The 11,338-nt window shown below is 74.3% G+C and carries 6 protein-coding genes; 4 read left to right on the top strand and 2 right to left on the bottom strand.

Annotated features, from left to right (window positions below):
* Window positions 1-218: 218 nt before the first annotated feature.
* Both ACWEO5_RS28185 and ACWEO5_RS28180 read left to right on the top strand, forming a co-directional pair.
* Entirely contained in the window at window positions 219-1,463 is a 1,245-nt protein-coding gene (locus tag ACWEO5_RS28185) for an RCC1 domain-containing protein (protein WP_452165017.1), read from the top strand.
* Between the two features lie 46 nt (window positions 1,464-1,509).
* On the top strand, window positions 1,510-2,763 hold the full coding sequence (locus ACWEO5_RS28180; protein ID WP_452165016.1) for an RCC1 domain-containing protein: 1,254 nt from the start codon (window positions 1,510-1,512) through the stop codon (window positions 2,761-2,763).
* A gap of 154 nt (window positions 2,764-2,917) precedes the next feature.
* On the opposite strand, the gene ACWEO5_RS28175 is transcribed toward ACWEO5_RS28180, so the two are convergent.
* Complete coding sequence (locus ACWEO5_RS28175) at window positions 2,918-5,257, bottom strand: ATP-binding cassette domain-containing protein (protein WP_452165019.1); 2,340 nt, start codon at window positions 5,255-5,257, stop codon at window positions 2,918-2,920.
* A 347-nt stretch (window positions 5,258-5,604) separates the two neighbouring features.
* On the opposite strand from ACWEO5_RS28175, the gene ACWEO5_RS28170 reads away from it, so the two are divergent.
* The gene (locus ACWEO5_RS28170) at window positions 5,605-7,734 is read left to right on the top strand and encodes a carbohydrate-binding module family 20 domain-containing protein (RefSeq protein WP_452165015.1); all 2,130 of its coding nucleotides are present in this window, start codon (window positions 5,605-5,607) and stop codon (window positions 7,732-7,734) included.
* Between the two features lie 121 nt (window positions 7,735-7,855).
* Here the strand turns inward: ACWEO5_RS28170 and ACWEO5_RS28165 are convergent, their stop codons facing one another.
* A complete protein-coding gene (locus ACWEO5_RS28165; RefSeq protein ID WP_452165014.1) occupies window positions 7,856-8,914 on the bottom strand; it encodes a response regulator in 1,059 nt (352 codons plus the stop codon).
* Between the two features lie 794 nt (window positions 8,915-9,708).
* Here ACWEO5_RS28165 and ACWEO5_RS28160 point away from each other — a divergent pair.
* Window positions 9,709-11,232 carry an FAD-binding oxidoreductase gene (locus ACWEO5_RS28160; RefSeq protein ID WP_452165013.1) on the top strand — a complete coding sequence of 508 codons (1,524 nt, stop codon included), beginning with the start codon at window positions 9,709-9,711 and terminating at the stop codon, window positions 11,230-11,232.
* Window positions 11,233-11,338 lie beyond the last annotated feature (106 nt).

The following is an 11,338-nucleotide window of genomic DNA, read 5'->3' as shown; positions in this document are numbered from 1 at the left end:
ACCCGCCCGGTCGACTCCGGCGCCCCGCACGCCGCGCACCGGCCGGTGGACAAGGTCCACCCCGTCCAGCCCCCGCCGGGACGGCTGGCCCAGGGCGGGCCCGTCCAGCGCGCCGTCCCCGTCCCGCCCGCCCGTTGAGGCCCCGTCCACCGAAGCCCCGCCCGTCGAGGCCCCGCCCGTCGAGGCCCCGCCCCGCCACGTCCATGGAGGAACCACCGATGCACCGCAAGCTGCGCCAGCTGCCCGCCGTCACCCTGCCCGCGATGGTGGCCGGACTGACCCTGGTGTGCACCACCGCCCTGCCGGCCGGCACCGCGGCCGCCTACGACCTGCGGCTGCGCGCCTGGGGGAACAACGCCAACGGGCAGCTCGGCGACGGCAGCGCCAAGACCCAGCGGCTCACCCCCGTCTCGGTGGTCGGCATGGCGGGCGCCGAACTCAACGGCATCGCCGCCGGCGGCACCACCAGCGGGGCCACCGTCACCGGGTTCGCGCTCGCGCTGCTCGGCAACGGCACCGTCGAAGCCTGGGGCCGGAACGACAAGGGCCAGCTCGGCAACGGCACCACCAGCGCCACCGAGGACGCGGCCGTGCCCGGCCTGGTCGCCGGGCTGACCGGCGTCGAGGCCGTCGCGGCGGGCGGCGCGCACGCCCTCGCCCTGCTCAAGGACGGCACCGTCAAAGCCTGGGGCAACAACGACAAGGGCCAGCTCGGCGACGGCACCGTCAACGCCGCCAACCTGCCGGTCACCGTCGCCGGGCTCTCCGACGTCAAGGCGATCGCCGCCGGTGACGCCTTCAGCATGGCGCTGCTCAAGGACGGCACCGTCAAGACCTGGGGCAACAACGACAAGGGCCAGCTCGGCGTCACCCCGGTGCCGGTCAGCTCCACCGCGCCCGTGCCCGCCGCCACCCCCGCCACCCGCAACACCGCGATGAGCATCCCCGGCCTGACCACCGTCAAGGGCATCACCGCCGGGGCCAGCCACGCCCTCGCGCTGCTCGCCGACGGGCACGTCTACGCCTGGGGCCTCAACGACAAGGGCCAGCTCGGCGACGACAGCACCGTCAACAAGCCCTACCCCGTGCCCGTCCAGGAGGTCACCGACGTCGTCGCGCTCTCCGCCGGGGCCACCCACAGCCTCGCCCTGCTCCAGGACCACACGCTGCGCGCCTGGGGCGCCAACGACAAGGGGCAGATCGGCGACGGCACCACCACCCAGCGCAACACCAGCGTGCCCGTCCCCGGCGTGACCGGCATCGAGGCGATCGCCTCCGGCGCCTCGCACAACCTGGCCGTGCTCGCCGACGGCACCGTGCAGGCGTGGGGCCTCAACGACAAGGGCCAGCTCGGCGACGGCACCACCACCCAGCGCAACACCCCCGTCCAGGTGCTCGCCAAGTCCGGCAGCGTCTCCCTGGTCTCCGCGCCGAGCAACGGCAACTTCAGCCTCGCGCGCTGACCACCCCCCTTCCGATCCTTCCCGAGGACCCGAGGAAAGGCCCTTCATGACCTCCACTCAGACCGCCGCCACCCGTCGCCACCGGCTGCGCCCCGCGCTGCGCCCCGCCCTCGCGCTGGGGCTGGCCGCGTTCACCGCGCTCAGCCTGACCGCCGTGCCCGCCGGGACGGCGCACGCGCAGGAGAAGCGGCTCAAGGCGTGGGGCAACAACCGGTCCGGGCAGCTCGGCGACGGCACCTGGACCGACTTCCGCACCACCTCCACCACCGTGCTCGGCCTGACCAGCGCCGAGGTGGAGAAGATCGCCGCCGGCGGTGGCGGCTCCACCACCGGGCACGGGCTGGCACTGCTCAAGGACCGCACCGTGATGTCCTGGGGCGCCAACAGTTCCGGACAGCTCGGCGACGGCAGCGTGTTCAGCCACAACGCGCCCGGGCAGGTCGTCAACCTCTCCAACGCCCGCGACGTCGCGGCCGGCGGCTGGCACAGCCTCGCGCTGCTCGACGACCAGACCGTGGTCGCCTGGGGCCGCAACAACTACGGGCAGCTCGGCAACGGCACCAACAGCGACAGCAGCGTCCCCGTCCGGGTCGAGGGCCTCAACAAGGTGGTGGCGATCGCCGCCGGACTCAACCACAGCATCGCGCTGCGCGAGGACGGCACCGTCTGGGCCTGGGGCTACAACATCAACGGGCAGCTCGGCGACGGCACTTCGGCCAGCCGCAACGTGCCCGCCCCGGTCGGCGGACTCACCGGCGTCACCAAGATCGCGGCCGGCTGCAACCACAACCTGGCGCTGGTCGGCCCGCCCAGCGGCGGCACCAAGCCCACCAGCGGCAACGCCGTGAAGGCGTGGGGCTACAACGCGACCGGGCAGCTCGGCGACAACAGCACCATCAACCGGTACACGCCCGTCGACACCCAGGGCATCTGGCTCGGCGGCGTCTCGCAGATCGCCGCCGGCTGCAACCACAGCCTGGCCGTCACCGACAGCGACAACAAGCTCAAGGGCTGGGGCCAGAACACCTCCGGCCAGGTCGGCGACGGCACCACCGACTACCGGATCACGCCCGTCCCGGTGCCCGGCATCAAGGGCGTCCAGCTCGTCGCGGGCGGCCGCGAGCACACCATCGTGCTGCTCGGCGACAACACCGTCCGCTCCTGGGGCGCCAACGGCTCCGGCCAGCTCGGCAACGGCACCACCACCGAGAGCAGCACCCCGGTCACCACGCTGACCGCGCTGACCGGCGTCGACAAGATCGCCGCACCGGTGGGCGGGGACTTCAGCCTCGCCAACTGAGGCCGGTGGAACGGACGTTCAGGGGCCCGCGCGAACTCCGCGCGGGCCCTTCGGGTTCCTCGGCGCCCGAGACGATCGGTGCCGCGGGCGGCGGTGGACGTGCGGGGCGGTCGGTGAACCGCCCGTCCGCCTGGCCGGTCGTCCGCCTGGCCGGTCAACTGCCGTGCGGGGAGAGGCGGTTCGCCAGGTAGGGGGCGGTGCGGCTGCCGGGGGCGGTGGCGACGGCGGTGGGGGTGCCGGTGGCGAGGACGCGGCCGCCCGCGTCGCCGCCGCCGGGGCCGAGGTCGATGACGTGGTCGGCGCCGGCGATCAGGTCGAGGTCGTGCTCGGCGACCAGGACGGTGGCGCCCGCGTCGACCAGGCGGTGCAGTTGGGCGGTGAGGACCTCGCTGTCGGCGGGGTGCAGGCCGGTGGTGGGCTCGTCCAGCAGGTAGAGGGTGCGGCTGCGGTGGGCGTGCTGGAGTTCGGCGGCGAGTTTGACGCGCTGGGCCTCGCCGCCGGAGAGTTCGGGGGCGGGCTGGCCGAGCCGCAGGTAGCCGAGGCCGACCTGCTGGAGGGTGGTCAGGACGCGGGCGGCGGGCGGGGTGTCGGCGAGGAACGCGGCGCCCTCGTCGACCGTCCGGGCGAGCACGTCGGCGATCGTGGCGCCGCGGTAAGTGACTTGCAGGGTCTGCGGGTTGTAGCGGCTGCCGTGGCAGTCCGGGCAGGGGCTCCAGGCGGTGGGCAGGAACAGCAGCTCGACCTCGATCGCGCCCGCGCCCTCGCAGGTGGGGCAGCGGCCGGCGGCCACGTTGAAGGAGAACCGGCCCGCGCCGTAGCCGCGGGCCTTCGCCTCCTCGGTGGCGGCGAACAGTCTGCGGACGGTGTCCAGCAGGCCGGTGTAGGTGGCCAGGTTGGAGCGCGGGGTGCGGCCCAGCGGGGTCTGGTCGAAGGTCACCACCCGGTGGCCGTCGGCGGCCGCGGCGGCGGCTTCGGCGACGGCGGCGAGCAGCGTCGACTTGCCCGCGCCGGAGACGCCGGTGACGGCGGTCAGCACGCCCAGCGGCACGTCCGCGTCCAGGCCGCGCAGGTTGTGCCGGGTGACGCCGCGCAGCCGCAGCGTGCCGGTGGGGGTGCGGTGGCGGGACGGCGGTGGGGGCGGCGGGTCGAACAGGAAGCGGCGGGTCGCGGAGGCGTCCACCGCGCGCAGGCCGTCCACCGGGCCGCTGTGCAGGATCCGGCCGCCGCCGGAGCCCGCGGCCGGGCCGACGTCCACCAGCCAGTCGGCGCCGCGCACCACCGCCATGTCGTGCTCGACCACGAACACCGAGTTTCCCGCCGCCCGCAGTTCGGCCAGGACGCGGCGCAGCGCCTCGGTGTCGGCCGGGTGCAGGCCGGCCGAGGGCTCGTCCAGGACGTACACCACGCCGAACAGGCCGGAGCGCAACTGGGTGGCCAGGCGCAGGCGTTGGAGTTCGCCGGTGGACAGGGTGGGGGCGGTGCGGTCCAGCGAGAGGTAGCCGAGGCCGAGGCGGTCCAGCGCGGTGAGGCGGTCGGCGAGGTCGGCGGTGATCAGGGCGGCCGGCCCGTCCCCGGCGGTGTGCGGGCGCAGCAGCTCGGCGAGGCGGGCGGCGGGCAGGGCGGCCAGGCCGGTGACGTTCAGCCCGGCGAAGGTGACGGCCAGCGCCTCGGGACGCAGCCGGTGGCCGTGGCAGTTCGGGCAGACGGACTGCTCCAGGAAGGCGGCCGCCCTGGCGCGGGCGGCCTCGCTGCGGGACTCGGCGAACGCCTTGAGGACCAGGCGGCGGGCGCTGCCGTACTTGCCCCGGTAGGGGCGCTGGACGCGGCCGGGTTCGCGTTCGGGGTGGACGGTGACCACCGGCTGTTCGTCGGTGAACAGGATCCACTCCCGTTCGGCGGCGGGCAGTTCGCGCCAGGGCCGGTCCAGGTCGTGGCCGAGCGCGCCCAGGATGTCGCGCAGGTTCTTGCCCTGCCAGGCGCCGGGCCAGGACGCCACGGCGCCCTGCCGGATGGACAGCGAGTCGTCCGGGACGAGCGAGCGCTCCGTCACCCGGTGCAGCACGCCCTGCCCGTGGCACTCGGGGCAGGCGCCGGCCGGGGTGTTCGGCGAGAAGGCGTCGGAGTCCAGGCGCGGTGCGCCCGGCGGATAGGCGCCGCAGCGGGAGAGCAGCATCCGCAGCAGGTTGGACATGGTGCTGATGGTGCCGACGGTGGAGCGGGAGGAGGGGACCGAGCGGCGCTGCTCCAGGGCGACGGCCGGGGGCATGCCGGTCACCGCGTCCACCTGCGGGGCCTCGACCTGGCGCAGCAGGCGGCGGGCGTACGGCGAGACCGACTCCAGGTAGCGGTGCTGGGCCTGGGCGAACAGGGTGCCGAAGGCCAAGGAGGACTTGCCGGAGCCGGAGACGCCGGTGAACGCGACCACCGCGCCGCGCGGCACCGCCACCGTCACGTCGCGCAGGTTGTGCACCCGGGCGCCGCGCACCCGCACCATGCCGTCGTCGTCGATCTGCGTGTGGTTCACCGCGTCACGCTAACCCGGGGGCGGACGCGGGCCGGGGAGCGGCGCGGTGGGTGAAACTTTCTGCAAAGTATTTCGGCGCTGGCGGGATGAGCTGGGTGGATGCCGGGGAGGTATACACCTTTTCGGTGGATCGACTACCGGATTCGTGTTTCCGGCGGGGGTCGATCCGAACGCAAGGGGATGAAATTTCTTGCACCGATGTCTTGACGGTGCCGCGGGCCGGGGTGGATCGTCTTCCCCGTTCCCGCACGTCTTCCCCCAAGACCCCCACCACCCCGGGAGTTCCGTCGATGTCCCCTGTCCGTAGAACCGCGCCCGTGGCCGCCGCGGCCGGCGCACTGGTCCTGGGCGTGCTGCTGCCGCTCGGCCTGCAGGGCACCGCGCAGGCCGCCGCCACCCCCAACGGCGGCGACGTGATCGCCAACCTGTTCCAGTGGAACTGGAACTCGGTCGCGAGCGAGTGCACCAACGTCCTGGGCCCCAAGGGCTACGGCGCCGTCCAGGTCGCCCCGCCGCAGGAGTCGATCTCGGTGGCCGGACACCCCTGGTGGGAGGTCTACCAGCCGGTCTCGTACAACCTGAACAGCCGGATGGGCACCGACGCGCAGTTCCGGGCGATGGTGACCGCCTGCCACAACGCCGGCGTGAAGGTGTACGCCGACGCGGTGATCAACCACATGGCGGGCACCAACCAGAGCAGCACCACCGGCTACGGCGGCTCGGCCTTCAGCCCGACCGGCTACAGCTACTCGGCGGTGCCCTACAGCAAGTCGGACTTCCACGGCTCCCCGCCGTGCCCCAACGCCGACCTGGGCATCAACGACTGGAACAACGTCACCCAGGTCCAGGAGTGCCAGCTGCTCAACCTCTCGGACCTCAACACCGAGAGCGACTACGTCCGCGGCAAGATCGCCGGGTACCTGAACACCCTGATCGGCGCGGGCGTCGACGGCTTCCGGGTGGACGCGGCCAAGCACATCGCCCAGGCCGACATGGGCAACATCGTCTCCCGGCTGAACGACACCCAGTGGGGCGGCCGCCCGTACGTCTACCAGGAGATCTTCCCCGGCAGCAGCGGCCAGCTGGCGCCCGCCGCGTTCGAGGGCAACGGCAGTGTGCTGGAGTTCACCTACGCCTCCAAGCTCTCCCAGCAGTTCAACGGCAACATCGCCAACCTCAAGACCTTCGGGCAGAGTTGGGGCTTCGAGCCGAGCGACAAGTCCAACGTCATGGTGACCAACCACGACCTGGAGCGCGACAAGACCACCCTGACCTACAACGACGGCTCCAAGTACAAGCTGGCGCACGTCTTCGAACTCGCCTGGGGCTACGGCACCCCGCAGGTCTACTCCGGCTTCCGGTACAACAACAAGGACGACTCGCCGCCCGCCGACGGCAACGGCTACGTCACCGACGTCAACTGCGGCAACAACACCTGGACCTGCACCGACCGCGACCAGGGCATCGCCAACATGGTCGGCTGGCACAACGCGACCCGCGGCGAGGCCGTCGCCAACTGGTGGGACAACGGCAACAACGCGATCGCGTTCAGCCGCGGCGGCAAGGGCTGGGTCGCCGTCAACAACAGCGGCTCCGCCGTCACCCAGACCTTCACCACCGGCCTGGCCGCCGGCACCTACTGCGACGTCATCCACGGCGACGTCAGTGGCTCGAACTGCACCGGCCCGACCGTGAGCGTCGACGGCTCCGGCAAGGCCACCGTCACCGTCAACGCCGGCGACGCCGTCGCGCTGTACACCGCCACCACCGGCACCGCCAGCCCCTCGCCGTCCGCCAGCCCGAGCGGTGGCACCAGCCCCTCGCCGTCCGCCAGCCCGACCAACCCGAGCGGCACGGTCACCGAGACGTTCAACGAGAACAAGACCACCGTCACCGGCCAGAACGTCTACCTGGTCGGCTCGATCGCCCAGCTCGGCAACTGGGACCCGAACGCGGCCGTCGCGCTCTCCCCGGCCGGCTACCCCGTGTGGAGCGGCAGCGTCCAACTGCCCGTCAACACCGCCTTCGAGTACAAGTACATCGTCAAGGACGCCTCCGGCAACGTCACTTGGGAGAGCGGCGCCAACCACAGTGCCAACACCGGCGCCACCGGCGGCACCCTGAACGACAGTTGGGGCGGCGCCAGCAGCACCGGCCAGGTGTCGGTGACCTTCTCCGAGAACAAGACCACCGTGGTCGGCCAGAACGTCTACCTGGTCGGCTCCACCGCCCAGCTCGGTAGCTGGAACCCCGCCAACGCCCTGCTGATGTCCTCCGCCGCGTACCCGAACTGGAAGCTCACGCTCACGCTGCCCGCGAGCGCCGCCTTCGAGTACAAGTACGTCGTCAAGGACGCGGCCGGCAACGTCACGTGGGAGAGCGGCTCCAACCGCAGCTACACCACCGGCGCCTCCGGGACGGCGACGCTCAACGACAGCTGGAAGTAGCCCCCGCCCGGGGGACGAGACCCCCACGGAATGAGGCCGCCACCCCGTCACAGGGGGTGGCGGCCTCGCCGTCCTCCGGCGGGAGCGGGAGCGGGGGGAGCGGGGGGCGGGGGCGGGCCGCTCAGGCCCCCGCGCCGCGGGCGCGGTGCAGCTCGACGAACGAGGCCACCTTGGCCCGCACCGCCCACGGGTCCACGGGCTTGGGCAGGAAGTCGGCGGCGCCCGCGGCGTACGCGCGCACCGCGTGGTCGGGTTCGCTGCCGATGGCGGTGACGAAGACGATCGGTATGTCGCGGGTCCGGGCCCGGCTGCGGATGTGCGCGGCGGTCTCGTAGCCGTCCATGCCGGGCATCTGCACGTCGAGCAGGATCGCCGCGTAGCCGTCGGGCTCCATCAGCGCCCGCAGCGCCTCGGGGCCGGAGGTCGCGGGGACCAACTGGTGCCCGTGCGGGCCGAGCAGCGCCTCCAGCACCACCAGGTTCTCCGGGCGGTCGTCCACCAGCAGGATCTTGGGCGGCGGGCCGTCACCGTCCGCCGCCCCGGTGGGCGCGGGCGGCGCCGCCGTGGTGCCCTGCTGCCGCTCCAGCAGGGCGAGTTGGCGCCGCAGCAGGGTGCGGCGGGCGCCGGCCCGGGCGGACTGCTCGCGGGCCCGGACGGCCTGTTCGGCCAGTTCGGCGTGTTCGGCCAGTTCGGCGTGTTCGGCCGGCCGGGCGGCCCGCTCCGGGCCGCCGTCGACGCCGTCGTCGATGCCGTCGCCGCCACGGGCCGCCAGCTCGGCGAGCGCGCGCTCGGCCCCGGCGGCCTGCTCCTGCGCCTGCCTGATCTCCCGTTCCGCGGCGTGCAGTTGGTCCTCCAGCTGGCACACCGCCCGCCCGATCGGCCGGGCGGTGCGCAGCGCCGCCATCCGGGCGCGGCACAGCCGCTCGCGGGCGGCCGGTTCGACGCCACCGTCGTGGACGGCGTCCAGCAGCGTCCCGACGAACTCCCGCGGCGGCACCCGCACGCCCCCGAAGTAGTCCGCGAGCTCCGCCGGGTCCAGCCCGCAGCGGGCCGCGAACTCCGCCACCGGGAGCTCCAGCCGGCGGAAGACCGACCGCAGTTGATCGGCGAACTCGCGCTGTGCCGTGCCGAGTCCGGTCCCCAGCGGCGGGAGGTCGTCGACGGCCGTCACCAGTCGCACCCCGCCGAGAGAACCGAGGCCGGCCGCCCCCGCATCCGATCCCGCACCCGCGTACCTCCACCCGCTCCGTTCGACCCGCCCGACGCTTCCGGGCAGCGTCCAGCCGCACGGCAGCGACGGTGCGCGATCACCTGCGATCGCGACCGGCCGAGACGGCGACAATACGGCACCGGCAGGCGAATTGACGTCCAGTCAGGTCACGGTTCGGGGGCGGTCGGAGGTGCACGAGCCCCCGGGTCGCGGTCCGGCGCGCCCACGGCGCGGCCGACCGGAGCGGACGGGGGCGGCGGGTGACGGACGGCGGGCAGCGGGCGGCGGGCGGCGGGCGGCGGGCCCGGCAGGTGGATGGCCTCGCCGAGCGGGGGCCCGGGCTCTGCGGCCAGCGGGCCCGGAGCGCGGGCCACAGCCGGCAGTCGCTCGGCGACCCGCTCGCCGTCGCCGAGGCCGTCGCCGAGGCCGTCCCGGATGGTCGGACGAGGCCCGGCCCCCAGGGGCTGGAGGCGTTCACCGGCGCGGTCGGGGCCGTCGGACCGTCGACGTTCCGCCGCGCGCCGAGGCCGGCGAGAAGGTCACGGGCCTGTTCGTGCCGCCCCCGAGGCCCCCTGCTGCCCGAAGCCCGCCGAGTCGGCCGGACCGGCGTGCGCGAACTGACGTGCCGTCGGGCGCGCGCCGGTGCGCGCTGCGCCATCGGACGCACTCCGGCGGGCCGCAGCCGGGCCGGCGGGCCGCGGCGCGTGACGATCGGCGCAGGGTCCCGCGCACCCGGCGCGGGGGAGAGAGGGTGCGTCGTGACCATGGACCGTCGTCGTTTCCTGACCGTGGGCGGAGCCGTCGGGGCCGCAGTGCTGCTGGGGGCCGCCCCGGCCCGGGCCCGGGGGGCGGTGGAGGCGTTCCCGGCCCGGCCGCAGTGCCTGCCAGTCCGGCGGGGCCGCCCGCCGACCCCGCCGGACTGGCAGGCACTGCGGCAGCGGCTCGGCGACCGACTGGTGCTGCCCGCCGACCCCGGGTACGGGACGGCGCGGCTCGGCTTCAACGAGCTGAACGACGGCCAACTGCCCGGCGCCGTCGCCAAGTGCGCCACCGCCGACGACGTCCGGGCCTGCCTGGACGTCGCCCGCGGCCACGGCATCCCGATCGCCGCCCGCAGCGGCGGCCACAGCTACCTCGGCTACAGCGTCCCCGACCGCGGCCTGGTGATCGACCTGCGCGCGATGAACACCGTCCGGGTCAACCCCGACGGCACCGCCGAGGTCGGCGCGGGCGCCCGGCTGATCGAGGTGTACGCGGGCCTGGCCGCCGCCGGCCGGCTGCTGCCCGGCGGGAGCTGCCCGACCGTCGGCATCGGCGGCCTCACCCTCGGCGGCGGCATCGGCGTCCTGGCCCGCAAGTACGGCCTGACCTGCGACCGGCTCACCGCCGCCGAGGTGGTCACCGCCGACTCCTGCGTGCGCACCGCCGACGCCGAGCACGAGTGCGACCTGCACTGGGCGCTGCGCGGCGGCGGGGGCGGCAACTTCGGCGTCGTCACCCGGTTCACCTTCGACACCCCGCCCGCGCCCGGCCTGACCGTCTTCATCGTGCCGTTCCCCGCCGGGTCCGTCGCCCAGGTGATCGGCGGCTGGCAGCAGTGGTGCGCCGACGCGCCGCCCGAACTGTGGGCCAGCTGCCAGGTCTCCGGCGGCAACCCGCCCACCTGCCGGATCGTCGGCTGCTGGGTCGGCGACCCGTCCGGCGCCAACCAGCAGATCGACCGGCTGGTGCGACTGGCCGGCACCGCGCCCAGCGGTCGCACCGTCGCCGCCAAGGACTACCTGGCCGCGATGAAGTTCATGGCCGGCTGCTCCAACGACACCGTCGCCCAGTGCCACCCCACCTGGGAGGGCGGCCGACTCACCCGCACCGGCTTCGTCGCGGTCTCCCGGATGTACGGTCCCCGCCCGCTCGACCCGGCCCGGCTCACCGAGCTGATGACCGGCCGCACCGGCGTCGACCTGCTGCTCGACTCGCTCGGCGGCGCGGTCGGCGAGATCGCTCCCGACGGGACGGCCTTCCCGCACCGCGACTCGCTCGCCAGCGCCCAGGTCTACGCGGGCGCGACGGCCGCGAACGCGGACCGGGTCCGGGCCACCGTCGACGAGATCCGCGACGGCCTCGCCCGGCTCGGCGCCCCCGGCGCGTACGTCAACTACATCGACGCGACGCTGCCGGACTGGGGGCGGGCCTACTACGGGGAGAACCTGCCGCGACTCCAGCGGGTGGCCCGGCAGTACGACCCGGACGGGGTGTTCGCCTTTCCGCAGTCGGTCACGGCGGCCTGAAAGGGGCGGAGGGCAACGGCGGGAGGCGGGAACAGGGGCCCGGGGAACGGCGGGGCCGTGGCTGCGGGCGGTGCACTGCCGCCCGGCGGGTCTGCTTCGGGTTCCG

The organism is Kitasatospora sp. NPDC004272 (assembly GCF_053603035.1).
Note: the sequence above shows the minus strand (reverse complement) of the source record. Positions and strands in the feature narration are given on the sequence as shown.

Excerpts from the sequence above, each read along its gene's own strand:
- ACWEO5_RS28180 (WP_452165016.1), top strand. The coding sequence starts at position 1,510 with ATGACCTCCACTCAGACCGCCGCCACCCGTCGCCACCGGCTGCGCCCC.
- ACWEO5_RS28160 (WP_452165013.1), top strand. The coding sequence starts at position 9,709 with ATGGACCGTCGTCGTTTCCTGACCGTGGGCGGAGCCGTCGGGGCCGCA.
- ACWEO5_RS28185 (WP_452165017.1), top strand. The coding sequence starts at position 219 with ATGCACCGCAAGCTGCGCCAGCTGCCCGCCGTCACCCTGCCCGCGATG.
- ACWEO5_RS28175 (WP_452165019.1), bottom strand. The coding sequence starts at position 5,257 with ATGGTGCGGGTGCGCGGCGCCCGGGTGCACAACCTGCGCGACGTGACG.